Origin of the sequence: Pseudomonas cremoricolorata (genome assembly GCF_000759535.1) — a bacterium.
GTDB classification, from domain to species: Bacteria; Pseudomonadota; Gammaproteobacteria; order Pseudomonadales; family Pseudomonadaceae; genus Aquipseudomonas; species Aquipseudomonas cremoricolorata_A.
Genome location: NZ_CP009455.1, coordinates 2,659,817 through 2,685,738, shown reverse-complemented (window position 1 = coordinate 2,685,738; position 25,922 = coordinate 2,659,817). Strand labels below are relative to the sequence as shown.

Below are 25,922 nucleotides of genomic sequence, written 5' to 3'. Positions count from 1 at the left end.
CATGCATACCTCACCTGCAGCTCGGCCGCTCCTCAACCTGCCCAACGTCTTCTACATCACGCTGATCCTGCTAGTCATGTGTCTGCTGAGCCCCTGCGTATCCGCTGCATCCAATGCCGGAACCGGCTATGTGGATTCAGTCAAGGTAGCGGATAACAAACTTACTCTTCAAGGCTGGGCTGGGGCGGCCGCGCCGGCGCAGCAAATCGTAGCAATGCGTATCACTCTGGGTAACAGGCAGATCTATCAGGGCCCTTTCGAGCGAATGCAGCGCCCCGATGTTGCCAAATCGACTCAACGATCAGATTGGTTGCGGTCTGGGTGGCGCATTTCCATACCGATCAGTGATGACATGGCTCCCGGTAACCAGCCGATTCTCGTCACTGCGATCCCTGATGCCGGGCCGCACTTCGATCTTCCCAATAGTGAGTCAGCCGCTACGCAAATCCCCGCTTCCGATCACTCGAATCAAAAAAATCTGGTCCGGGCTACCAAAGCTATCCTCATCTTCGCCCTCGCATTCGGCCTGTTCGTATTCGTGTATGCCGAAAAACTCTCCTGCGCGATGCTCCGCACCGACTCTTACGCGGCGCAGCTGTTTGCGGGTGCAGTCGTCCTCTGCTTTGCGTCATTCGTTTCGCTTGGACTCACAGGATCATCCATAAACTTTGGCTTAAAAAACACTCCATTCATCAGTAGTGACATGGTGAGCATCTGGGGTGCTGAACAGCCTATCCGTAGCGATGAATGGCTGGTGCTTACACCGCTTGCAATCGCTCAGTACAACCACCAGCCTGCAAATCCGGTCATCAACACTCATCACGGCGAAGATGGGCAGAACATGCTCATCGTCGGTATGACGGGTGTCCCGGTGGCACATGTGTCGCAGCTCGCCAAGCCCGCCACATGGGGCTTCTACCTGTTCGACCTGAAGCGCGCACTTGCCTGGGACTGGAACTTGCCGTTATTCGGCTGCCTGCTGGCGCTGTGGGCGGTGTTTTGCGTATTGCTCCCAGGGCGGTGGCGCGGTAACTTTATCGCGTCACTGATATTCAGTCTATCGCCCTATGTTGTTGGTTGGTCCTTATGGCCCGCCTACGCAACACTCTTTCCGTGCCTTGTATTCTTGGCATTCGTTGGATTGCTCACCAGTAGGGCGTTACTGGCAAAGGCTACCAACAGTGTGGTTCTGGGTGTAGCATTCGCTGGCTTTGTGTTCATACTCTATCCACCATGGCAAGTTTCTCTAGGATACGTTTTCGTAGCCGTGACGATCGGCGTGGCCATCCGTGACCAGCTTTATAAAAAGCTGGACCTGATCACTCTAGGCTTTCTGTTTGTCTCGCTCACGTTAGGCGGGATTATCGTAGGACTGTGGTGGATGGATGCGAAACCAGCCATCGAGGCGATGGAAAACACGGTGTATCCCGGTCAGCGCACGACCGTACTGGGTGGAAATCTATCCCTGCCGTTCATCTTGCGCGGTTTTACCAACATACAAACATTGCAACAGCTCTCCAGTCCGGTAAGTAACCAAAGCGAAATAGCGTCTTTCTACTACGTGCTGCTTCCTCTGCTGACAGCGTTCCTGATAGCCGTACGCAGGAGAGTGCTAGGCGCGGTGGAAATTTCACTCGCTGTGTTCATCGCCTTCACGTTGACGTTCATGACTGTCGGTATTCCTGAGTTTCTCGCCAAGTACTCCATGTGGGGACGTGTTCCTGCTAACCGCGCTGATCTTGGGCTAGGCCTGAGTACGCTGATTCTTGCAGTCATGCTGGTGTCGCGCATAGCGCCTAAGCATCTGAGCAATCTGGGCAAGCTGGGAGCAACATTGACATGTGTGGTATGGGCCTACGTCATTTACAGAAGCATGCACCAACTCGATGAAAGTATAATTTCGGGCCTGTCGAGCGGCGTCGTGCTCGGTGTACTCATGACGACAGGCGCCATCGGCTACAGCTTAATCGCTGGAAATCGGAAAGACTTCCTCGTACTCAGCCTTGCACTCGCTGTCGCTACCACCGCAACGATGAATCCACTCAGCATTGCACCCAAAAGCATTTCAAATACAATCGCCGATGCCAGCGGCATCCCCATTTCCAGCTCCGACAAGATCATCACTCTAAACAACATGCTCCCATCGATGTTCCTGTTAGCCAGCGGTGCTCGCCTGCACAACGGAATTTATTACTATCCACAGCAATCGCTCTGGGCTGCACTTGACCCCAAGCATGAAAAGACTGATGTATATAACCGTTACCAGCATCTATTCTTTACCTCCACCAACGAACTCGGTGAAGAGCCTTTCGAAATCACCACCCCCCAGTCCGATATTGTAAGAGTCAACATTACAGCGCGCCGTTTCGATTTCAGAATGACCGGTGCAACCATATTGGCATCACCTTCGTCGGAAGACGCCGAACTTATGGCCAATCCTGGGCTGAGGAAGCTTATTAGCGCTGATGGATGGTCGTGGTACAGGATCTCTGACCGTTGATCCTGACGGTTGGATTGCCCTGCCAAATGATGCGAACCGGCATCGGCTGACGCAAGGGGGTGCCGTTGCCCCGAAATTGCGTACGTGATAAGCCTGACATACGTCGGGCGCTCTTGCTTGAGGTCACTTCAAGCAGGCTGCCGCTACAATGCAAAACACAGCAAATATCACCTGATCTCGCGAGCGCCTCCGACATTGTCTGGATTGAATGCCCAGCGCAGCGATTGCTCGCCTACCGGTAACTTGCGGTCGGTCCGAAATAGATTGACTCCCGAGACCGGCCGTCAAATTGCTGATCCTTCGTACTTGACCTAACCACCATCCGTCCGTCATCTTTTTTACGCGCCTGATCGCAGACTGCAGACCGGAGTTCACCCCAACCTGATTCTCGGTATGTTGACGATAGTCCATGCTTGGAATGGGATCGATGTTCCAAGTAAATCCCGCACTTCGTGCAAAGGCGTAACACAGCCAGTCATGTAAAGTTACACCTTGTATATTTTCCCAGTGCTTGACTACGAAGTCGCGGAATTTATTGGCCATTTTCAGCGTCAGGACATAGGTACAGCCGGGCCCAGCCGCTTCGAACAGATAATCCCACTTCACCTGTGGCTGGGCTTTGTCCACCAGCATGCGCCGCCCATCTGGCCAGAACGCGATGACGTTGCTTGAGTAGCCGTCGATCCGCCCAGACTTTAACGTGGTTACCGCACGGTGCAGTTTGTCGGGGTACCAGATGTCATCCTGATCGGAAAAAGCAACGTAATCGAAGGCAGAAAAGTCGACGTCACGAATCAGACGGAAGAAATTGCGCGCGGCGCCACCAAAGGGGCCCGCCGCAGGCAACAACTCGACGTTGGCGTGCATTTCAGCGCAGCGAGCACACCAGGCCTCGGTGCCATCATTGGATGGGTCGACGCTGATATAAATCCTGACATCGACCTGGCCTTGCGTCAGGATCGAGGCAATCTGCTCCTCAATCCAACGCATGCCGTTGTAAGCAGCCAGCAGCACGGCGACCTGAGGCTGGGTATCTGCCATGTCAAGGGCAGTGGGCTTGCCATGATCAAACTCGCTCAGAAGTCACCTGCCGCAAGCAGCTTCTGCAAGTACTGGCCATAGCCGGTCTTTTTCAATTTCTCAGCCTGGGCTGCGACCTGTTCCTTACAGACCCAACCGTTGGCCAGCCCGATCTCCTCTAGGCAGGCCACCTTCCAACCCTGACGCTGCTCGATGGTATGAACGAAATGACTGGCTTCCAGCAGCGACTCGTGGGTTCCGGTATCCAGCCAGGCAAAACCGCGCCCGAGCATCTGCACGGTCAACGCTTTTCGCTCAAGGTAGATGCGGTTGACGTCGGTGATCTCCAGCTCGCCGCGGGCGGACGGCCTGATGTTCTTGGCAATTTCGACCACATCGTTGTCGTAGAAATACAACCCGGTGACCGCGTAATTGGACTTGGGTTTGGCGGGCTTTTCTTCGATGCTCAGTGCCCGGCCCGTCTTGTCGAACTCGACGACGCCAAAGCGTTCCGGATCATTGACGTGATACCCGAATACGGTCGCGCCTTCGGACTGCTCGGCGGCTGCGCGCAAGTTGTCCGAGAAGTGCTGCCCGTAGAAGATGTTGTCGCCCAGAATCAGGCAGCATGGGTCGTCGCCGATGAACGCCTCGCCGATGATGAACGCCTGGGCCAGGCCGTCTGGACTCGGTTGTTCGGCATAGCTCAGCTCGATACCGAACTGGCTGCCATCGCCGAGCAACTTGCGAAATGCCGGCAGATCGTCAGGCGTCGAGATAATCAGGATTTCACGCATGCCCGCCAGCATCAGCACTGACAACGGGTAGAAGATCATCGGTTTATCGTAGATCGGCAGCATTTGCTTGGACACGCCCAATGTCAGCGGATGCAAGCGTGTGCCTGAGCCACCTGCCAATACGATGCCTTTACGGTTTGTTGTTTTCATGTGTGCAAGATTTCCATGAGCATTCGAGTTACACCGGTTTTCCAGTCCGGCAATTGCACAGCGAAAGCAGTGCGTAGCTTCCTCGTATCCAAACGAGAGTTCAGAGGTCGACGGGCAGGTGTCGGAAAGTGCGTGGTGGGAATTGGGTTGATGTTCTCCACTGCCAGCCGCTCACCCGTAGCGCGGGCAAAATCGATGACGTAGGTCGCGTAGTCGTACCAAGTGGTTTCACCAGCAGGCGCCAGGTGGTAAATGCCACACAGACGTGGGTCGATCAGCGTTTTCTGCAGCGCATGCACTGCGATGTCGGCCAGCAACTCGGCACCGGTCGGTACACCGTGCTGATCGGCAATGATGTTGAGGGTCGGCTTTTCTCTGGCCAGGCGCAGCATCGTCTTGGCGAAGTTGTTGCCCTTGGCCGCATACACCCAACTGGTGCGGAAGATCAGGTGCTTGCAGCCCGAGGCAACGATCAGGCGCTCCCCTTCGAGCTTGGTTTCACCGTACTGGTTCACAGGCGCCACGGCGTCGCTTTCCTGCCAGGCTGCGGAGCCGGTGCCATCGAACACGTAGTCGGTGGAGTAATGCACGAGCAGCGCATCGAGACGCCTGGCCTCCAGGGCCATCACCTCACAGGCCTGCGCGTTGATGGTCAGTGCCAGCTCACGTTCCGTTTCGGCCCTGTCGACTGCGGTATAGGCGGCGGCGTTGACGATGACATCTGGCTCGACGTTGCGGATCGTCTGGCGTAGCTGCTCAAGATTGGCCAGATCGCCGCAGAGCGTTCCGTAGGGTGTAGACATCGGCTCGCGACTCAGCGCGATGACCTCCCCAGCCGGTATCAGCGCACGCTGCAACTCCCAACCCACCTGACCGTCTTTTCCGAGCAAAAGAATCTTCATTGTTCGCCCGCACGCGCGTTGTAGTTCTTGTCGATCCACTGCTGATAACTGCCGCTCTTGACGTGGGCGACCCACTCCGCGTTTTCCAGATACCATTGCACGGTCTTGCGAATGCCGGACTCGAATGTTTCTTCCGGAACCCAGCCCAGCGCCCGCTGAATCTTGCTGGCATCGATCGCGTAACGCAGGTCATGCCCAGGACGGTCGGTGACATACGTCACCAAGTCAAAATGCGGCACGAATTCCGAATCGCTGCGCAACTCATCCAGCAATGCGCATACCGTGCGGACCACTTCGATGTTCTGCTTCTCGTTGTGACCACCGATATTATAGGTCTCGCCGACTTGGCCTTGCGTCACCACGGTGTATAACGCGCGCGCATGGTCTTCGACAAACAACCAGTCACGAATCTGATCACCCTTGCCGTAAATAGGCAGTGGCTTGCCTTCCAAAGCATTGAGAATCACCAGTGGAATCAACTTCTCGGGGAAGTGGAACGGCCCGTAGTTGTTGGAACAGTTGGTAATCAACGTGGGGAGGCCATAGGTGCGAGCCCACGCTCGTACCAGATGGTCTGAACTGGCTTTACTCGCCGAGTAGGGCGAACTCGGTTGGTAAGGCGTCGTCTCGGTAAACAGATCGTCCGGGCCTTCCAGGTCGCCATAAACCTCGTCCGTGGAAATATGATGGAAGCGAAACGCGGATTTGCCGTGCTCATCCAGCCCTGTCCAATAAGCGCGCGCGGCTTCGAGCAGGATATACGTGCCCATGATGTTGGTCTGGATGAATTCCGCAGGGCCGCTGATTGAGCGATCAACATGGGACTCTGCGGCTAGATGCATGACGGCATCAGGTCGATGCTCACAGAACACACGGTCGAGTTCATCACGGTCGCAGATATCGACGTGTTCGAAGACATATCGCGAGTCCTGCTCGATGGACTGCAGCGATTCGAGGTTACCTGCGTAGGTCAGTTTGTCGACATTGACTACCGAGTCGTCCGTATTGGCAATAATGTGTCGCACAACAGCGGAACCGATGAAACCTGCACCACCTGTAACTAATATCTTCACGAGAATTTACTACCCTTGGGGCTGAATGTAATCAAAAGAGGTCTGCCCTGTTGAAGGACGCAACGGCACGGTAAGCGCGACCGCCGACCCCGATGCCAATAGCACGAATCAATGGAGGCGACATTCCACACATCAACATGAGCGGCGGTACTGCTTTCGCATGCTTCGAACAGATATCTCCCCCGAGTCTACTGGCCTCGATCATTGGATCGACCTGCATGCCAGCTGGTGATTTCAAGAGTCCAGACGGCGTTGCGCATACATCCAGTCAACGATCTCACCATTGGGCGAATACCCGTTCACCGTTTCGCGCAATAGCAGCCTCACCCGACTGTAGTCGTCTGCGGTAATAGCCGCGAGCAGTGCCGAGAGTGTTTCCTTGAGCGACTCCCAAGGCAGATAATCTTCATGGGCGGACATGATCATAGGATGCTCTGTGCCAGCCACTTGATCGCCAATCAGCAGCTCTTCGTAGAGTTTTTCACCTGGCCGCAAACCGGTGAACTCAATGGCGATATCACCCTGGGGATCGCGCTCGGAACGCACACTCAGTCCGGAAAGATGAACCATCTTCTCGGCCAGCTCGACGATACGCACCGGTTCGCCCATATCCAGCACGAAGACCTCTCCCCCCGCCCCCATCGAACCGGCCTGGATCACCAGTTGGGCTGCTTCGGAAATGGTCATGAAGTACCGGGTGATCTTTGGGTGCGTGACCGTGATCGGGCCGCCCGATTTGATTTGCTTATGAAACAGTGGCACGACCGAGCCGGATGAGCCCAGCACGTTACCGAAGCGCACTATGGTGAAGCGCGTCTTGTTCATGCGCGCCACCTTCCCGCTGTCGGCGAACATGATGGGCGCCATCTCACGGCTCAAGGCTTGCAGGATCATCTCTGCCAAGCGCTTGCTACTGCCCATGACATTGGTGGGACGGACTGCCTTGTCGGTCGAAATCAGTACGAAATGAGCGACACCTGCCTGCAGCGCTGCTTGGGCAGCATTGAGGGTGCCTATGACATTGTTCAGTACGCCCTCAGCCATGTTGTGCTCGACCATCGGCACGTGTTTGTAAGCCGCGGCGTGATAGACCGTATCGACATGCCATGCCCTGAAGATGTCGAGCATCTGGGCTTGATTGCGCACCGTGCCGAGCATGGGCAGCAACCGGATCGAAAGCGACTCACGGACGATGCGTTGTTCGAGTTCGGTAACAATGGTGTAAAGATTGAATTCGCAATGATCGAACAGCAGCAATGTCCGCGGGCGCAGGCTGATGATCTGCCGGCAAAGCTCCGAACCAATCGAACCTCCGGCCCCGGTCACTAGTACAGTCTGATTCTCGATGCAACGTACAAGCAGATTCTGCTGCGCCGGTATGGCGTCACGACCAAGCAGATCGGCAATGTCCACGTTCTGAATGTCGCCGACCTTGACCCGTCCACTGGCCAGGTCAGCGAATGAAGGTACGCTGCGAACAGGCAGAGTGAATGTCTCGAGAAATCCCAGAATTTCCCTGCGTCGCGCCCTCGACGCAGAAGGCAGCGCCAGCAGAATCTCCTGGGCTCCCGTCTCCTTGATCAAGTGCTCAAGCCGCTTGGGCTGGTAGACCTGTAGACCAGAAATGACGCGCCCGGACAGATCCTCGTCATCATCGACGAACGCGACCGGTCGCATCAATCGCCCCATGCGCAACGCTGCAACCAGTTGATTGCCTGCCGTGCCTGCGCCATAGATCGCAACTTTGGTGAGACCTTCATCCCGCCCCGTGAATGACATGGCGTGAGCGCCTGCAAACCAGTCTCCCATGAAGTAGTGACGCATCAGCAATCGCAGGCCACCGATGATCACCAGACTCAACCACCAGTAATTGAAAATGATCGAACGGGGCACCACTGCCTGGTGATTGCTGTACCAGAACACCACCACCGAGAGGATCAGCGACGACAGACTCACGGCCTTGATGATCGCGACCAGGGCATCGTTGCCAAAATAGCGCATGACCGCACGGTACATGCCAAATCGTGTGAACAGAGGAATGGCCACTATCGGCGCGAAGACGAACAGCCAGGCATGCTCGCGCAAAGGGCCAGCAAGGTCTTCAATACCAAGCCGGACAAGAAATGAAAGCCACAAGGCCAACCAGATGAGCAGTACATCGGTGACGACTTGAATCAGTCTCTTCTGCCGCCTGGGTCGCTCGACCAGAAAGGTCCGCAGTGTGTCCAACGGGTTATCGCTGCTCATCTACATTTCTTCATCTGCACGTGACACGTGAATGACAGAGCTGTCCATATCCCGTCCATTGAAGCACCAATATCTGCATTTCGCCGCTTATCGTTCACGCGCATTCGTTTCTCGCTTTCCTGCATGGAATCTGAGGGCCAGGGCTACCAGCGGCGCATAGGCCAGAAGCACTGCCCATACTCCATTCAGAGCCGTTTGCGCGCACAGAACGGCTATTGGCAGCAGCCAGAACACATTAATCAACGCAACCGCCAGAGTGACAGGCAGGTGCCGGCCGTAATGACGCGAGGCATATTGGTAAGCATGGGTGCGATGCGCCTCGTAAACCTTGTCGCCGCGCACTAGGCGACGTAGCAGAGTCGCCGTCGCATCGACGACAAAAACGCCCAGCAACACCAGCCAGCACCAGAACAGCTCAGCTGCAAAGGACGCTGCATGGAGCGACAGTACGCCAAGCACGATGCCCAGAAACCCGCTACCCGCGTCACCCATGAAGATGCGCGCCGGTGGAAAGTTCCAGCATAGGAAGCCGCAGACCGCCAGCGCCAGGAATAGGGGAACCCAAAGCTCGGATGGGTACCCGTTAAGGCCGTAGAGCAGACAAGCGGAAAAGCATGCAGTCACGGCTTGCACACCCGCGATGCCGTCTATTCCGTCCATGAAATTGTAGAGATTGAGCATCCATACCAGGAACACCAAGCCCACCAGCGTACCGAGCACGCCGAGATCCACTGATATGCCGAATACTGGCAGCACGGGCATGCCACCCAACCAGTAGAGCGCCCAACCGGCCGCCAGGAAATGACCCAGCAGGCGCCAGCGCGCGGCGATGTGCCCGTGATCGTCGAGAAAGCCGATTACCGCTACCCCTGCGCCAGCGCCCATCAGGGCCAGAAAGAGGCTCGGTGAGATGAGTTCGAGTCTCCGCAGGGCCAGCAACATCAGCAGGAATGTCAGCACGACGGCGACACCTCCCCCGCGAGGCGTTGGGATGCTGTGAGAACTTCGCGCATTGGGAATGTCCAGCAGGCTGCGCGCCAATGCATATCGGCGCAGCGCAGCCGTCAGGCAGAAACTAACGGCCAATGCGACGGGGATCATCCAGAACTGGCTCATCGGTCACGAGTGTCCAGGAAAGCCTGCGCAGTGAATTTCAGGCCTTCACGCAGATCGGTAGGTGGGATCCAGCCCAGCAGCGCCTGGTTCTTTTCAATATCGACCTGCAGGGATCCCAACAAGCGCTGGGCTACATCGTCTTTCCCCAGGAGGCGAGCAGTCGTGCGTAAGAGCGGCGCAGGCACCGGCAGCAACAGTGCTGGCCGGCCCAGAGCATGACCGAGTTCGCGCAACAGTCGGGTTGTCGAGACGTCGTCTCCGTCGCTCGCCAGAAAGGTTTGACCGGCTGCGGCCGGATGGTCGATGCAGACCATGATCAGGTCGATCAGGTTAGCCAGCGATACCAGGCTGCGGCGATTATCGATTGCCCCAAATGGCAGGGGCACACGCCTGTACAGCCACGTCATCATAGTCAGGAAGTTGGCCTGCACGCCCGGACCATAGACCAAGGTTGGACGAATGATCACCAGTTCCATGGTGGATGACTTGGCCATGTCCAACAGTGCCAGTTCGGCTTCGAACTTGGAAAGGCCATAAGCATCGGTAGGCGCACCCACTGCATCGGCAACGAACGGCCCAGTCAAGTCGGTAGATTCACCATTGACCTTGATGGAACTGAGGTAGATGAACCTTTTCACGCCAGCCGCCTGCGCCTGCTGGGCGAGGTTCAGCGTCCCAAGCACATTGACTTGGCGGAACGCGTCGAGCGCATTGGGCGCAGTTTCATTCATTACATGCACCCGGGCGGCAGTGTGGACAACGATCTCTACGCCCGAGAGCGCCGCATTCCAATCGGTGAACTGGCCGATATCGCCCACGCAAGTTTCGTTGCCAACACCGCTCTGGCGGGGTTTTCGGACTGCCACTCTGACGCCCTTGGAAGACGACAGCCTCAATTGGCGGCCCAACGCACTGCCCACAAAGCCGTTGCCTCCCGTTACAAGTATCGAACCTCGTTCCAATGAGCAGACTCCGAGCAAGTCGATCTTCGATGAATTCACATGCCAGGCCGTCGACTCGACAAGCATGACGACATTGAGCCCTGGCTTGGCACTAGCGACTACACCGCGTCGTGCTTCGAAAAGAGGTCAGCCAGCAAACCTAGCACACTTACGGAATGACGACAGTTGTGCGCTGACCTGCCCGAGCACAACGCTCGATCAAGGCGTTCTTCAGTGCGCGCTTGGCCGGAGTTTCGCCGTGCACAAGAACGATCTTTTCAGGCCACTGCCCGCCACAACCAGCGAACTCCACCAAACCACTCTGATCTGCGTGTCCTGAGTACCCCGGCAACGTCATGACCTTGGCGCGTATCTCGTACATACAACCATCCAGGCCAACCTGTACGAAACCAGAGGCACCTTCGCTGGCCTGGATCATGGCCCCGGGAGTGCCTTTGACCTGATGACCCACAAACATCACCTCATGCCGCGAATCCTCCAGCATCGCCTTGAGATAATTCACGATTCGGCCACCCGAGCACATGCCATTGCCAGCTATGACGATAGCTGGACGACCAGTACTTTTGAGGTAGTTCACGACCTGCTGATGACGAGCGTGGGTATCGATGCTCACGAGTTGGCGAAAATCCAGCGGATTACGCCCTTCGCGTAAGCGTACACGCGCGTGGTCGTTCCAGTGGGGGTGCAACTCCCTGTAGACGTGGGTTAAACGCTGAGCCAGCGGGGCGTCGAGAATGATCGGTAATTGCGCCAAGTCCAGCGAACCATCGACTTCCAGGCCGCCCCCTCCCCCCAGCAGCGACTTGCGATGAAGTATGTCTTCCAACTCGCAAAGCAGCTCCTGGGTGCGGCCCAGGCTGAAGGCTGGAATGAGGATGATGCCGCTGTCTGCGAGCGCGCGGTCGATCGCAGCCTCAAGACGCGATTGTCGCTCACTGCGACCTGTGTGCAGGCGATCGCCATAGGTACTTTCCAGTACCAGCAGGTCGGCGCGCTCGGGGGGCTGAACGCTGCGCAGCAAAGGATTGCATGGGGCGCCGACATCTCCAGAGAACACCACTCTAGAGGCTCGCTCGACACCGGCGTAGTGCACGTCACATTCGACATAGGCAGACCCCAGCAGGTGCCCTGCGCGCTGCAGGCGGATGGAACAGGTCAGCGCTTGCTCATCAAGCACTCGATGCCATCGCTCGAATGGCAACGCGACGATGAGCTGACTCAGAAGTGTGGTAAAGCGGTCGACGTGCGCCGGATCGCTGCTGATGCTTAGCTTGTAGGCATCCTTGAGGACCAGGGGCAACAGTGCAGCGGACGGCTCGCTGCAGATGATCGGGCCCCGATACCCAGCCGCCAGCAGGGCCGGAATTCGCCCGACGTGGTCGAGATGCACATGGGTGACCACAAGTGCGGCTATTGCGAAGGTGTCGAAAGGAAGCGGAGCGGACTCTGCGCCCACTGAAACATCGACATGCTGCAGCAGGCCGCAGTCGATGAGAAGACTGTGCTCATGGTTCAGATGGAGCTGATGGCATGAGCCAGTGACGTCGTGGACGCCACCATGATGAGAAAGGCTCGGGAACTCCATACAACCGCACGCTCATGGGGCCAAAAAATGAAGTGCGTATTACTCCACTTCTACCCGCGCACAAGGAAGCAGGCGCTTCCCTTTTAGGTGTAGGATTTTTCTTCAGTTACCATTCAGCGCTGCTTGTCGTGCAGAGGCACGAATTCTGCGCTTGCTACGTTGCAGGCCATAGGCCCCCAACAGCGGACCGACGGCTAGGCCTAGCAGCAACGCCCCCAGCAGTGGAACTGCAACCGGCATCGCGGGCGCCGACCAGCCGAACAGCACCAGCGACACCGCCTGCTGGTTTTCCAGAACGAAAAACAGCACCACGGCCGCCAATAGCAGGACGAACAGCGCCACGATGAGGCGCTTGAGATTACGCATTGATCTGCTCCTTGTAAGCCTCAACCATGGGTGACTTCGTCTTCTTCTTCGTTGACCCGATCACGCAGTTCCTTGCCTGGCTTGAAGTGCGGCACGTACTTGCCATCGAGGCTCACCGACTGTCCAGTCTTGGGATTACGCCCTACTCGCGCTGAGCGGTAGTGCAGAGAAAAGCTGCCAAATCCACGGATCTCGATGCGATCACCGGTAGCTAGGCACTGCGACATCTGCTCAAGCATGGTCTTGATTGCCAATTCCACATCCTTGGGCGAGAGCAGCCCCTGATGGGTGACAATGCGTTCGATCAGCTCCGACTTCGTCATTTTTTTCCCTTCGTTATCAAGCAGCTAGATCATTGCTTAGTCAGGTTGTAGCACGCTCCGCAGCATTTGAACAGACCAGTTCTTGACTTGCCTGAAAAATTCAAGATCAACACTTTGATCATTGCTGTTCACCACCGCGTGCAAGCGCAGCGCTCAGGGTTAGTCACCGCACCTGGGGAAAGGGTCAAATTTCAGGCAAAAAAAAGAGCGACCGAAGTCGCTCTTTTTTCACCGAAGCAGAACTTAGTTCTGCTTAGCCATTGCTTCGCGCAGCAGCGCAGCCATGGTGGTGTCTGCAGCCGCTTCTGGAGCTTGTTTCAGGCTCTGGATGGCTTCGCGCTCTTCAGCGTCGTCTTTCGATTTGATCGACAGGCTGATAACGCGGGACTTGCGGTCGACGCTGATGATCTTGGCTTCGATCTCTTCGCCTTCTTTCAGAACGTTACGCGCGTCTTCAACGCGGTCACGGCTGATTTCGGAGGCTTTCAGGGAAGCTTCGATGTCGTCGCCCAGGGTGACGATAGCGCCCTTGGCGTCAACTTCCTTGACGATACCTTTGACGATAGCGCCCTTGTCGTTGACAGCAACGAAGTTGGAGAACGGATCGTCTTCCATCTGCTTGATGCCCAGGGAGATGCGCTCACGCTCTGGGTCAACCGACAGGATGACGGTTTCCAGCTCGTCGCCCTTCTTGAAGCGACGCACGGCTTCTTCGCCAGCTTCGTTCCAGGAGATGTCGGACAGGTGAACCAGACCGTCGATGCCGCCTTCCAGACCAATGAAGATACCGAAATCGGTGATCGACTTGATGGTGCCGGAGATCTTGTCGCCCTTGTTGAAGTGGCCAGAGAAGTCTTCCCATGGGTTGGACTTGCACTGTTTGATGCCCAGGGAGATACGACGACGCTCTTCGTCGATGTCCAGAACCATGACTTCCACTTCGTCGCCAACCTGAACGACTTTCGACGGGTGGATGTTCTTGTTGGTCCAGTCCATTTCGGAAACGTGTACCAGACCTTCAACGCCCTCTTCCAGCTCAGCGAAGCAGCCGTAGTCGGTCAGGTTGGTAACGCGAGCGGTGACACGAGTACCTTCTGGGTAACGAGCCTTGATAGCGACCCATGGATCTTCGCCCAGCTGCTTCAGACCCAGCGAAACGCGGTTGCGCTCACGGTCGTACTTCAGGACTTTGACATCGATCTCGTCACCAACGTTGACGATCTCGGAAGGATGCTTGATGCGCTTCCAGGCCATGTCGGTGATATGCAGCAGGCCGTCGACGCCGCCCAGGTCCACGAAGGCGCCGTAGTCGGTGAGGTTCTTGACGATACCTTTGACCTGTTGGCCTTCCTGCAGCGATTCCAGCAGCGCTTCGCGCTCTGCACTGTTCTCGGCTTCCAGGACACTGCGACGGGAAACGACAACGTTGTTGCGCTTCTGGTCCAGCTTGATGACCTTGAATTCCAGCTCTTTGCCTTCGAGGTGGGTGGTGTCGCGCACTGGGCGGACATCGACCAGGGAGCCCGGCAGGAACGCACGGATGCCGTTAACGTCGACAGTGAAGCCGCCTTTAACCTTACCGTTGATAACGCCCTTGACCACTTCTTCGGCAGCGAAAGCAGCTTCCAGAACAATCCAGCACTCGGCGCGCTTGGCTTTTTCACGGGACAGCTTGGTTTCGCCAAAGCCGTCTTCGACCGCGTCCAGCGCAACGTGAACTTCGTCACCGACCTTGATGGTCAGCTCGCCAGCTTCGTTGAAGAACTGCTCGAGCGGGATGACGCCCTCGGACTTCAGACCAGCGTGTACGGTAACCCAGTCGCCGTCGATGTCGACAACGATACCGGTGATGATTGCGCCCGGCTGAAGATTGAGGGTTTTCAGGCTTTCTTCAAAGAGTTCTGCAAAGCTTTCGCTCATTTTCATTCCTGTAGATTCGGGCGAAACAGACGCCCATCGCCACATTCCAGACAATGTGGGTTTCGTTTAAATAAAGAAAAGCAGGCAGGACATTGACTGGTGCCCCTGCCGGCTTTCCTGGTATCAGGCGATATCGCGCAGGGCGATTTCGCTTCTGATTCGTTGCAACACCTGCTCGATGGACAACTCGGTGGAGTCCAGCTGAATGGCATCGGCCGCCGGCTTGAGCGGGGCCACTGCGCGCTGGGTGTCACGTTCATCACGTGCACGTATCTCATCTAGCAGACTCGACAGACTAACATCTTCGTTCTTGCCCTTCAACTGCAGGTAGCGGCGGCGAGCTCGCTCCTCGGCGCTGGCGGTCAGGAAGACTTTCAGGGGTGCGTCGGGAAATACCACCGTGCCCATGTCGCGCCCATCGGCGATCAGCCCGGGCACTTCACGGAAGGCGCGCTGACGCTGCAGAAGCGCCTCGCGCACCGCAGGCAGCGAGGCAACCGCAGAAGCCCCAGCCGCCACGGTTTCGGTACGAATCACGCTGCTGACATCCTCACCTTCGAGAATGATCTGCTGCAAACGCCCAGGCGCCGCGGCGATGAACTGCACGTCAAGGTGTGCCGCGAGCCGGGTGAGCAGCTCTTCGTTGGTCAGGTCGACGCCATGATTGGACGCAGCGAAGGCCAGCAAGCGGTACAGCGCGCCAGAATCCAGCAGCTTCCAACCCAGCTCGCGAGCCAGCAGGCCGGCTACTGTGCCCTTGCCCGAGCCGCTTGGGCCATCGATGGTGATGACAGGTGCCGATACGATCACGGGTTGCCCTCTTCTGCTACACGAATACCGACTTCGGCGCACAGGGCCAGGAAGTTGGGGAACGAGGTGGCGACGTTGGCGCAGTCATGGATGCGAATCGGCGCGCTGGCGCGCAGTGAAGCCACGCTGAAGGCCATGGCGATACGGTGATCGCCGTGACCATGCACTTCGCCGCCGCCGATCTGGCCGCCGTCGATGATGATGCCATCGGGTGTCGGCTGGCAGCTCACGCCCAGCGCGATCAGACCGTCAGCCATCACCTGGATGCGGTCGGACTCCTTGACCCGCAGCTCTTCGGCGCCACGCAACACCGTGCGCCCTTGGGCGCAAGCTGCGGCGACGAACAGTACCGGGAACTCGTCGATGGCCAGCGGCACGAGGTGCTCGGGAATGTCGATACCTTTGAGCTGAGCGCCGCGCACACGCAGATCAGCGACCGGCTCGCCACCCACTTCACGCTGGTTCTCCAAGGTGATGTCACCGCCCATCAGGCGCAGGATATCGATGACGCCCGTGCGGGTCGGGTTGATACCGACGTGCTCCAGTACCAGGTCAGAACCTTCGGCGATGGAGGCCGCCACCAGGAAGAACGCTGCCGAGGAAATATCCGCCGGCACTTCGATGCGGGTGGCGCGCAGCGTGCCACCGGCCTGCAGCGAGGCCACCGGGCCATCGCTGTGCACGTCATAGCCGAAGCCGCGCAGCATGCGTTCGGTATGGTCACGGGTGGGCGCGGGCTCAGTGACGGTGGTCCGGCCCTGGGCATACAGGCCGGCGAGCAGCAGGCAGGATTTCACCTGGGCGCTGGCCATCGGCAAGGTGTAGTTCAGTGCCTTGAGGGTCTGGCCACCACGGATGGTCAGCGGGGGACGCCCTTCCGGGCCCGTTTCGACCACCGCGCCCATTTCCCGCAGCGGGTTGGCGACACGGTTCATCGGGCGCTTGGACAGCGAAGCGTCACCGGTCATGGTCACATCGAACGGCTGCGCAGCCAGCAGGCCCGACAACAGGCGCATCGAGGTGCCGGAGTTGCCCAGGTAGATCGGCCCCGGTGGCTGCTTGAGGCCATGCAGGCCGGCACCGTGGATGGTCACGCGGCCGTGGTGCGGGCCTTCGATGACCACACCCATGTCGCGGAAGGCCTGCAGGGTCGCCAGCGCGTCTTCGCCCTCGAGGAAACCTTCGACCTCGGTGGTACCGTCGGCCAGCGAGCCGAGCATGATCGAGCGGTGGGAAATGGATTTGTCGCCCGGTACGCGAATACGTCCGGACAGGCGGCCACCCGGTTGGGCCAGGAAAATCAGGTCGTTGGCGTTCATAGCGTCCACATAGGCCCGGCGGGCCAGGATTTTACTGAAATGCTCGCGGGCCACCTTGGCGCGGGTGAATACCCCCAGCAGTTGGTGCCCGTCCCCTGCATCGACCGCGTCGCGCAAGGCGTCGAGGTCGCTGCGAAAAGTGTCCAGAGTGCGCAGGACAGCCTCGCGATTGGCGAGGAAGATGTCGTGCCACATGATCGGATCGCTACCGGCGATCCGCGTGAAGTCACGAAAACCGCCCGCCGCGTAGCGGAAGATTTCCAGGTTCTCGTTGCGCTTGGCCAGTGAATCGACCAGGCCAAATGCCAACAGGTGGGGCAAGTGACTGGTGGCTGCCAGCACCTCGTCGTGGCGCTCGACCGGCATGTGCTCCACATCCGCATCCAGCGCTCGCCACAACCGATCGACCAGCCGCAATGCATCTGCATCGGTCTCGGCCAGGGGCGTGAGAATCACCTTGTGCCGGCGAAACAACGCCGCATTAGACGCCTCGACGCCGCTTTGTTCGGAACCGGCGATCGGATGGCCCGGCACGAAGCGCGACAGGCCCTTGGCGAACGCCTGGCGGGCAGCGCCGACCACATTGCCCTTGGCGCTGCCCACGTCAGTGATGACGGCGCGACCGAGATCGAGTTCGGCAAGCCGCGCCAGCAGTTTTTCCATCGCCAGGATCGGCACGGCCAGCTGGATCACATCGGCGCCGACGCAGGCCAGCACAAGGTCTGACTCACACCGATCGACCACGCCCAGGGCCACCGCCTGACGCCGCGACTCGGCATCCAGATCGACCCCGACCACTTCCCGGCACAGGCCGCTTTCGCGCACGCCCTTGGCGAACGAGCCACCAATCAGCCCCAGGCCCACGACCACCAGGCGCCCGACGATCGGGCCCGGCTCTTTTGCTACCGCTTCAACCACGCGTGGAAATCCTGTTCTGTACGACAATCGTTGCCAGTCGAGCCACCGTCATCCAAAGCCTAGAGCACCGCTTTCGGATAGGAGCCCAGCACCTTCAGCCCCACCGCTTCCTGCCTGATGCTCTCGAGTACGGCCTTGATCAGCGGATCGCGGTGATGACCGACGAAATCGATGAAGAACACGTAGGTCCATTTACCGCTGCGCGACGGCCGGGTTTCGATACGCGTGAGGTCGATACCGTTTTCGTGGAACGGCACCAGCAGCTCATGCAGCGCACCCGGTTTGTTGCTCATGGAAACGATGATCGAGGTCTTGTCGTCGCCGGTCGGCGGCACTTCCTGGTTACCGATCATCAGGAAGCGCGTGGCGTTGTCCGGTCGGTCTTCGATCTTCTCGGCAAGATGGGTCAGGCCATACAGGCTGGCCGCCATTTCGCCGGCGATGGCCGCCGAATTCCACTCACCCTTGACCCGCTTGGCCGCCTCGGCGTTGCTCGACACGGCAATTCGCTCGACGTTCGGGTAGTGCGCGTCGAGCCACTTGCGGCACTGCGCCAGTGACTGCGCGTGGGAATAGATGCGGGTGATGCTGTCGGTCTTGGTGTTTTCACCCACCAGCAGGTGATGGTGAATGCGCAGCTCGACCTCGCCGCAGATCACCATGTCGTGCTCGAGGAAGCTGTCGAGGGTGTGACTGACGGCGCCCTCGGTAGAGTTCTCCACCGGCACCACACCGAAGTTGACGGCACCGGCGGCCACCTCACGGAACACTTCATCGATGGCAGCCATCGGCCGGCTGATCACCGCGTGACCGAAGTGCTTCATCGCGGCGGCTTGGGTGAACGTGCCCTCAGGACCGAGATAGGCGACCTTGAGCGGCTCTTCCAGGGCCAGGCACGACGACATGATTTCGCGGAACAAGCGCGCCATCTCTTCGTTACCCAGCGGCCCACGATTACGCTCCATGACGCGCTTGAGTACCGCCGCTTCACGCTCGGGTCGGTAGAACACCGGCTGTTCACCCTCGGCCAGGGTGGCGGTCTTGACCCGCGCCACTTCCTGGGCGCAGCGCGCTCGGTCGCTGATCAGTTCGAGGATCTTTTCATCAAGGCTGTCGATGCGCACGCGCAGCGCCTTGAGCTCGTGTTCCGACATCAACCGTGCTCCTTCTCGAATTCGCCCATGTAGGCCACCAGTGCTTCGACTGCATCCAGCCCCAGGGCGTTGTAGATCGAGGCGCGCATGCCGCCGACCGAGCGATGGCCCTTGAGGTTGAGCAGGCCCCGGGCGTCGGCACCGGCCAGGAAGGCCTTGTCGAGACGCTCGTCCGCCAGGCGGAACGGCACGTTCATCCACGAGCGAGCATTGTGGCTGATGGGGTTGCTGTAGAAGTCGCTGGTATCGATGAAGCCGTAAAGGCGATCTTTCTTGGCCCGGTTGCGCTGCTCCATGGCCTCGACGCCGCCCTGCTCCTTGAGCCACTCGAAGACCAGGCCCGAGAGGTACCAGGCGTAAGTGGCCGGGGTGTTGTACATCGACGCGTTGTCAGCCGCGACCTTGTAATCGAGCATGGTCGGGCAACTGCTGCGCGCGCGGCCGAGCAGGTCTTCGCGAACGATCACCACCACCAGCCCGCTGGGGCCGATGTTCTTCTGCGCGCCAGCATAGATCAGGCCGTACTGGGAAACGTCGATGGGCCTCGAGAGGATGTCGGACGACATGTCGACCACCAGCGGAACATCACCGGTCTGCGGCACCCAGTCGAACTGCAGGCCACCGATGGTTTCGTTGGAGGCGTAGTGCACGTAGGCGGCATCGGCGCTGAGCTGCCACTCGTTCTGACCGGGAATGGCGAGGTAATCGTAGGGCTTGGCGCTGGCGGCGACGTTGACGTTGCCGAAGCGGCGGGCTTCTTCGATGGCCTTTTTCGACCAGATACCGGTCTCGATGTAGTCGGCGGTGCCGTTTTCCGGCAACAGGTTCAGCGGAATTTCGGCGAACTGCTGGCTGGCGCCGCCTTGCAGGAACAGCACCTTGTAGTTCGAGGGAATGGACAGGAGATCTCGCAGGTCCTGCTCGGCCTTCTGCGCGATGGCCACGTAGTCGTCGCTACGGTGGCTCATTTCCATCACCGACAGGCCCTTGCCGTGCCAGTCGAGAAGCTCGGCCTGGGCCCGTTGCAGGACGGCTTCAGGCAGCGCAGCAGGGCCTGCGCAGAAGTTAAAGGCTCGTTTGCTCACATCCACTCTCGCTCTGCTCTATTCAGTCAACGGGGCGACCTGTGTCGCCCCGCCGGGTTATCGCCATGTCATTCCTGCGGCAGGTCGCCCGAGGCCTGGAGGCCGTCGTCATCCTGGCCTTCAGCGGCATCCGGCAGCTCGCCCTCGCCACCCTCTTCGCCCAGCTCAAGCAGCTCGTCGAGGTCTTCGGATGGCTCCTGGATACGCTCCAGACCCACCAGCGTCTCGTCGCTGGCCAGCTTGATCAGGGTCACGCCCTGGGTGTTACGGCTGAGGCTTGAAACCTCGCCCACCCGCGTACGCACCAAAGTGCCCTGGTCGGAGATCAGCATGATCTCTTCGCCTTCGTGCACCTGGATGGCACCGATCAGATTGCCGTTGCGGCCCTTGGTGCCCATGGCGATGACGCCCTGGCCACCGCGGCCACGGCGCGGGAACTTGGACAGCGGGGTGCGCTTGCCAAAGCCTCGCTCGGAAGCGGTAAGGATTTGCGCGCCGGATTCAGGAATCAGCATCGAGATGACTTCATGGCCTTTGGGCAGACGCATGCCGCGCACACCACGGGCACTGCGACCCATCTGCCGGACCACGCTTTCGGCGAAGCGAATCACCTTGCCGGCGCTGGAGAACATCATCACTTCCTTGGCGCCATCGGTGATGGCTGCCGCGATCAGTGTGTCGCCTTCCTTGAGCTTGACGGCGATCAGGCCGCTGCTGCGAGGACGGGCGAACTGCGCCAGCGGGGTCTTCTTGACGGTGCCGAAGGCAGTGGCCATGAAGATGAACGCGCCGGTGGGTTCGGCCACCAGTTCGGGCGTGTCGCCGTCTTCTTCGTCGACTTCTTCAGCCTCGATGACTTCACCTTCGAGCACGACGTCTTCGCCGTCCTCGATGTCTTCGTCAGGGTCGGCATTCTGCTGCAAGGCTTCGAGGTCGATCTGCAGCATCGCGGTGATGCGCTCGCCCTCTTCCAGCGGCAGCAGGTTGACCATCGGCCGACCACGCGCGGCGCGCGAGGCTTCGGGGATGTCGTAGGTCTTGAGCCAGTACACCTTGCCCTTGCTTGAGAACAGCAGCAGCGTGGCGTGGCTGTTGGCGACCAGCAGGTGTTCGATGTAGTCCTCGTCCTTGACGCCGGTCGCCGACTTGCCCTTGCCGCCGCGGCGCTGGGCCTGGTAGGCGGTCAACGGTTGAGTCTTGGCGTAGCCGCCGTGGGAGATGGTCACCACGCGCTCTTCTTCGGGGATCATGTCGCCGTAGTTGAGGTCGTGACGGGCATCGAGGATTTCGGTACGGCGCACGTCGCCGTATTCGGCGCGGATGGCTTCGAGCTCTTCGCGAATCACTTCCATCAGACGCTGGGAGCTGCTGAGGATGCGGATCAGCTCGCCGATCTGGGCGAGGATTTCCTGGTACTCGGCCAGCAGCTTCTCGTGCTCCAGGCCGGTCAGGCGGTGCAGACGCAGGTCGAGAATGGCCTGGGCTTGCTCTGGCGACAGCCAGTACTTGCCATCATGCAGGCCGAACTGCTCGGGCAGGTCTTCGGGGCGGCACGACTCGGCGCCAGCGCGTTCGACCATCACCTGCACGGCGCTGGATTCCCACGGCGTGGAAATCAGCGCTTCCTTGGCCTCGGACGGCGTCGGCGAAGCTTTGATCAGGGCGATGACCGGGTCGATGTTGGACAGTGCAACGGCCTGGCCTTCAAGGATGTGCCCACGTTCACGGGCCTTGCGCAGCTCGAACACGGTACGCCGGGTGACGACTTCGCGGCGGTGGCGGACGAAGGCTTCGAGCAGGTCCTTGAGGTTGAGCAGGCGCGGACGACCGTCGATCAGGGCGACGATGTTAATGCCGAACACGCTTTGCAGCTGGGTCTGCGAGTACAGGTTGTTGAGCACCACTTCCGGCACTTCGCCACGGCGCAGCTCGATGACGATGCGCATGCCGTCCTTGTCGGACTCATCACGCAGTTCGGTGATGCCTTCGAGCTTCTTCTCTTTGACCAGCTCGGCGATCTTCTCGATCAGGCGCGCCTTGTTCAGCTGGTACGGCAGCTCGGTGACGACGATCTGCTGGCGGCCACCGACCTTGTCGATGTCCTCGATGGTCGAGCGGGCACGCATGTAGATGCGCCCGCGACCGGTGCGATAGGCCTCGATGATGCCCTGGCGGCCGTTGATCTGGCCGGCGGTGGGGAAGTCCGGACCCGGGATGAACTGCATCAGCTCATCGACCGTGATCTCGGCGTTGTCGATCAGGGCCAGGCAGCCGTCGATCACTTCACCCAGGTTGTGCGGCGGGATGTTGGTGGCCATGCCCACGGCGATGCCGCTCGAGCCGTTGACCAGCAAGTTGGGAATACGGGTCGGCATGACCGCCGGGATCAGCTCGGTGCCATCGTAGTTGGGCACCCAGTCGACGGTTTCCTTGTGCAGGTCGGCCAGCAGTTCATGGGCCAGCTTGGCCATGCGCACTTCGGTGTAACGCATCGCTGCGGCGTTGTCGCCATCGACCGAACCGAAGTTGCCCTGGCCATCGACCAGCAGGTAGCGCAGCGAGAACGGCTGGGCCATGCGCACGATGGTGTCGTAGACGGCAGTGTCGCCGTGGGGGTGGTACTTACCGATGACGTCACCGACCACACGGGCGGACTTCTTGTACGGCTTGTTCCAGTCGTTGCCCAGTTCGCTCATCGCGAACAGGACGCGGCGATGCACCGGCTTCAAGCCGTCACGCGCATCGGGCAGCGCTCGCCCGACAATCACGCTCATCGCGTAGTCGAGGTAAGACTGTCTCAGTTCGTCTTCGATATTGACCGGGAGGATTTCTTTGGCCAGTTCGCCCATGAGAAGCCTGATTCCTTTTTCTGGTGAAACTCCGCTGGATCCCTCCTGGGACCAACGAAGCTCGTCGCCGCGACCCTCGAGAGTGCGACGACTTACGACAAATCAATGAGTTGTGACATGGATCTGCGCAAAGAAGGCGGCCGTCATACGCCGCCTTGGAAACTGCCGGATGGTATCACAACGGCCGCGCCGATGGGAGATATGGCAGGATGCCACGCGGCGCGCCGAAACGCCGCGTTCACGCCTCAATGCAGGCGCTTGCGGCACACCATCTGCGCGATCTTGGCGGTGTCGGGACGCTCGATGATGCCGCGCTCGGTGACGATGGCGTCGATCAGGTCGGCCGGGGTGACATCGAACACCGGATTGATCGCCTCGACCTGCGCCGCCACCGGCGCACCGGCCAGTTCCAGCAGCTCGTTGACCGGACGCTCTTCGAGCGGAATGTCCTCGCCACTGGCAAGGTTCAGGTCGATGCAACTGCTCGAGGCCACGACCATCAAGCGCACGCCGTGGTGCATGGCGCAGACGGCCAGCTGGTAGGTGCCGATCTTGCTCGCGACATCACCATTGGCGGCAATGCAGTCGGCGCCGACCACCACCCAGGTGATGCCTTTGGTCTTCATCAGGTGCGCCGCCGCAGAGTCGGCGTTGAGGGTCACCGCAATACCCTCGCGCGCCAGCTCCCAGGCGGTCAGCCTGGAGCCGTGCAACCAGGGACGCGTTTCGCCGGCATAGACGCGCTCGACCATCCCCTCCAGGTGCGCGGCACGCAGCACGCCCAGGGCCGTGCCGATACCGCCGCTGGCCAACGCGCCTGCATTGCCATGGGTGATGAACGTCTGCTCGCTGCCCTGGTGGCGCCGAATCAGTTCGACGCCGAACTGCGCCATGGTCAGGTTGGCCTCGCGATCGCTCTGGTGAATCGCCACCGCCTCGGCCTCCAGGGCAACCAGCGGATCTTCCTGCGCGCGCAGACGCAACAGGCGCTCACGCATGCGCTGCAAGACCCAGAACAGGTTGGCGGCAGTTGAGCGGGCTTCGCCCAACAGCTCGAAATCCTGCTCCAGCGCGCGCTCCCAGTCGTCGCCTTCGGCCAGGCGTTCACGCAACGCCAGCACCACGCCGTAGGCGGCGCTGATGCCGATGGCCGGGGCGCCACGCACGGCCATGTCGCGAATGGCCGCAGCCACAGCAGCGACGTCGCTGCAGATCAGCCAGTGCTCCACGCCAGGCAGCAGCCGCTGGTCCAACAGATGCAGGGCACCGTCCCGCCAGCGGATACCGATTACCTGCTCCGCCGCCAAAAGTCGCTCGCGCATCCCCACTCCCCGTGCCTGGCTGGTAAAAAACGGCGAAGTATACCCAGCTGTATCGGCAGGCGCTCGGGAAACCTCCGGTCTGCCTTGCGCCAGACCGCCAGCGGGAAGCTCAACCTTCTGCCATTGCGGTATACTCGCCGATCCGCCAGAACCCAGGTACACCCTGAATGCCCAGCGCCGCACCTCCCCTCGACCTGCTGCTGATTCCTGACTGGCTGGTGCCAGTCGAGCCTGCCGGTGTGGTGCTGCGTGAACACGCGCTGGGCGTGCGTGACGGGCTCATCGCCTGGATCGGCCCGCGCGACCGCGCGCCGGCTGCCAATGAAGTGCGTGAGCTGCCCGACTGCCTGCTCACGCCCGGATTGATCAACGCCCACGGCCATGCCGCCATGAGCCTGTTCCGCGGCCTGGCCGATGATCTGCCGTTGATGACCTGGCTCAAGCAGCACATCTGGCCGGCCGAAGCGCGCTGGGTCGATGAAGCCTTCGTGCGCGACGGCACCGACCTGGCCATCGCCGAACAGCTGCAGGGCGGCATCACCTGCTTTGCCGACATGTACTTCTTCCCCCGCGAAGCCTGCGACCGCGTGCATGAAAGCGGAATTCGCGCGCAGATCGCCGTGCCACTGCTAGATTTCGCCGTACCTGGCGCGCGCACCCCGGAAGAAGGCCTGCATCTGGCCATCGAACTGTTCGGCGACCTGCGCCATCATCCGCGTATCAGCATCGCCCTCGGCCCGCACGCACCGTATACGGTGAGCGACGAAAACCTGGAAAAGATCCGCGTCATCGCCGACCAGCTCGATGCGCCGCTGCAAATGCACGTGCAGGAAACTGCCAGCGAGGTGGAGCAGGCGGTCGCCGCCACCGGCGAACGCCCCCTGGCGCGACTCGCCCGCCTCGGCCTGCTGGGCCCGCGCCTGCAGGCCGTGCATGTGACTCAAGTCAGCGACGATGACCTGGCCCTGCTGGTAGAAAGCAACACCAGCGTGATCCACTGCCCCGAATCCAATCTCAAGCTGGCCAGCGGTTTCTGCCCGGTCGAGCGCCTATGGCAGGCCGGCGTCAACGTCGCCCTCGGTACCGATGGCGCGGCCAGCAACAACGACCTCGACCTGCTCGGCGAGGCGCGCACCGCAGCGTTGCTGGCCAAGGCGGTCGCCGGCTCGGCCACCGCGCTGGACGCCCACCGGGCGCTGCGCATGGCCACGTTGAACGGAGCACGCGCGCTGGGCATCGAAACCTGTACCGGCTCGCTGGAAGTGGGCAAGGCCGCCGATCTTGTAGTGTTCGACCTGTCCGGACTGGCCCAGCAACCCGTGCACGACCCTGTTTCGCAACTGATTTACGCCACCGGCCGCGAGTGCGTCCGCCATGTGTGGGTCGAAGGTCAGCACCTGCTCGACGAACGCCGCCTGACGCGCATGGACGCCCAGGCCCTGGCCGCCACCGCGCGGGCCTGGGGCGAACGCATCCGTGCCGGCGATCAATGACCGCGTGCCAG

The 25,922-nt window shown here is 59.9% G+C and carries 19 protein-coding genes; 2 read left to right on the top strand and 17 right to left on the bottom strand.

Translation table 11 applies throughout. The features are described 5' to 3' along the window. The first annotated feature begins 1 nt into the window (after position 1). Positions 2 to 2,500 (top strand): DUF7657 domain-containing protein, encoded by a 2,499-nt coding sequence (locus tag LK03_RS11840; protein ID WP_049870477.1) that lies wholly within the window; start codon positions 2 to 4, stop codon positions 2,498 to 2,500. 123 nt (positions 2,501 to 2,623) lie between these two features. Here the strand turns inward: LK03_RS11840 and LK03_RS11835 are convergent, their stop codons facing one another. From LK03_RS11835 to mtnA, 17 genes are all read right to left on the bottom strand, one after another. Further along, on the bottom strand, positions 2,624 to 3,541 hold the full coding sequence (locus tag LK03_RS11835) for a glycosyltransferase (RefSeq protein ID WP_038412560.1): 918 nt from the start codon (positions 3,539 to 3,541) through the stop codon (positions 2,624 to 2,626). Positions 3,542 to 3,576: 35 nt separating this feature from the next. Continuing rightward, on the bottom strand, positions 3,577 to 4,467 hold the full coding sequence (rfbA, locus tag LK03_RS11830; protein ID WP_038412559.1) for a glucose-1-phosphate thymidylyltransferase RfbA: 891 nt from the start codon (positions 4,465 to 4,467) through the stop codon (positions 3,577 to 3,579). Next, a complete protein-coding gene (rfbD, locus tag LK03_RS11825) occupies positions 4,464 to 5,369 on the bottom strand; it encodes a dTDP-4-dehydrorhamnose reductase (protein WP_038412557.1) in 906 nt (301 codons plus the stop codon). The genes rfbA and rfbD overlap by 4 nt, the downstream gene beginning before the upstream one ends. Further along, the gene (gene rfbB, locus LK03_RS11820) at positions 5,366 to 6,442 is read right to left on the bottom strand and encodes a dTDP-glucose 4,6-dehydratase (RefSeq protein WP_038412556.1); all 1,077 of its coding nucleotides are present in this window, start codon (positions 6,440 to 6,442) and stop codon (positions 5,366 to 5,368) included. The genes rfbD and rfbB overlap by 4 nt, the downstream gene beginning before the upstream one ends. Before the next feature lie 234 nt (positions 6,443 to 6,676). Next, positions 6,677 to 8,689: a polysaccharide biosynthesis protein gene (locus LK03_RS11815; protein ID WP_205621213.1), complete on the bottom strand. Its 2,013-nt coding sequence runs from the start codon at positions 8,687 to 8,689 to the stop codon at positions 6,677 to 6,679. A gap of 87 nt (positions 8,690 to 8,776) precedes the next feature. Beyond that, entirely contained in the window at positions 8,777 to 9,805 is a 1,029-nt protein-coding gene (locus LK03_RS11810) for an MraY family glycosyltransferase (protein WP_038412554.1), read from the bottom strand. Continuing rightward, on the bottom strand, positions 9,802 to 10,767 hold the full coding sequence (locus LK03_RS11805) for a UDP-glucose 4-epimerase family protein (protein WP_038414697.1): 966 nt from the start codon (positions 10,765 to 10,767) through the stop codon (positions 9,802 to 9,804). The genes LK03_RS11810 and LK03_RS11805 overlap by 4 nt, the downstream gene beginning before the upstream one ends. Positions 10,768 to 10,915: 148 nt before the next feature. Continuing rightward, on the bottom strand, positions 10,916 to 12,352 hold the full coding sequence (locus tag LK03_RS11800) for an MBL fold metallo-hydrolase RNA specificity domain-containing protein (protein ID WP_038412553.1): 1,437 nt from the start codon (positions 12,350 to 12,352) through the stop codon (positions 10,916 to 10,918). A 102-nt stretch (positions 12,353 to 12,454) separates the two neighbouring features. Next, complete coding sequence (locus LK03_RS11795; RefSeq protein WP_038412552.1) at positions 12,455 to 12,718, bottom strand: lipopolysaccharide assembly protein LapA domain-containing protein; 264 nt, start codon at positions 12,716 to 12,718, stop codon at positions 12,455 to 12,457. A gap of 20 nt (positions 12,719 to 12,738) precedes the next feature. Continuing rightward, positions 12,739 to 13,041 carry an integration host factor subunit beta gene (gene ihfB / locus LK03_RS11790; RefSeq protein WP_038412550.1) on the bottom strand — a complete coding sequence of 101 codons (303 nt, stop codon included), beginning with the start codon at positions 13,039 to 13,041 and terminating at the stop codon, positions 12,739 to 12,741. Between the two features lie 243 nt (positions 13,042 to 13,284). Next, positions 13,285 to 14,961 (bottom strand): 30S ribosomal protein S1, encoded by a 1,677-nt coding sequence (rpsA, locus tag LK03_RS11785; protein ID WP_038412549.1) that lies wholly within the window; start codon positions 14,959 to 14,961, stop codon positions 13,285 to 13,287. Positions 14,962 to 15,084: 123 nt separating this feature from the next. Beyond that, complete coding sequence (gene cmk / locus LK03_RS11780) at positions 15,085 to 15,771, bottom strand: (d)CMP kinase (RefSeq protein ID WP_028694659.1); 687 nt, start codon at positions 15,769 to 15,771, stop codon at positions 15,085 to 15,087. Next, positions 15,768 to 17,975, bottom strand: coding sequence for a bifunctional prephenate dehydrogenase/3-phosphoshikimate 1-carboxyvinyltransferase (locus LK03_RS11775; protein ID WP_038414696.1), 2,208 nt, complete (start codon positions 17,973 to 17,975; stop codon positions 15,768 to 15,770). The genes cmk and LK03_RS11775 overlap by 4 nt, the downstream gene beginning before the upstream one ends. 92 nt (positions 17,976 to 18,067) lie before the next feature. Next, entirely contained in the window at positions 18,068 to 19,162 is a 1,095-nt protein-coding gene (gene pheA, locus LK03_RS11770; RefSeq protein ID WP_038412547.1) for a prephenate dehydratase, read from the bottom strand. Beyond that, positions 19,162 to 20,247, bottom strand: coding sequence for a 3-phosphoserine/phosphohydroxythreonine transaminase (serC, locus tag LK03_RS11765; RefSeq protein WP_038414695.1), 1,086 nt, complete (start codon positions 20,245 to 20,247; stop codon positions 19,162 to 19,164). The genes pheA and serC overlap by 1 nt, the downstream gene beginning before the upstream one ends. Before the next feature lie 68 nt (positions 20,248 to 20,315). Further along, on the bottom strand, positions 20,316 to 23,096 hold the full coding sequence (gene gyrA / locus LK03_RS11760) for a DNA gyrase subunit A (protein ID WP_038412546.1): 2,781 nt from the start codon (positions 23,094 to 23,096) through the stop codon (positions 20,316 to 20,318). 245 nt (positions 23,097 to 23,341) lie between these two features. Next, the gene (gene mtnA / locus LK03_RS11755) at positions 23,342 to 24,418 is read right to left on the bottom strand and encodes an S-methyl-5-thioribose-1-phosphate isomerase (protein WP_038412544.1); all 1,077 of its coding nucleotides are present in this window, start codon (positions 24,416 to 24,418) and stop codon (positions 23,342 to 23,344) included. A gap of 167 nt (positions 24,419 to 24,585) precedes the next feature. Here mtnA and LK03_RS11750 point away from each other — a divergent pair, with 167 nt between their 5' ends. Next, positions 24,586 to 25,911: a TRZ/ATZ family hydrolase gene (locus LK03_RS11750; protein WP_038412543.1), complete on the top strand. Its 1,326-nt coding sequence runs from the start codon at positions 24,586 to 24,588 to the stop codon at positions 25,909 to 25,911. Positions 25,912 to 25,922: the final 11 nt, after the last annotated feature.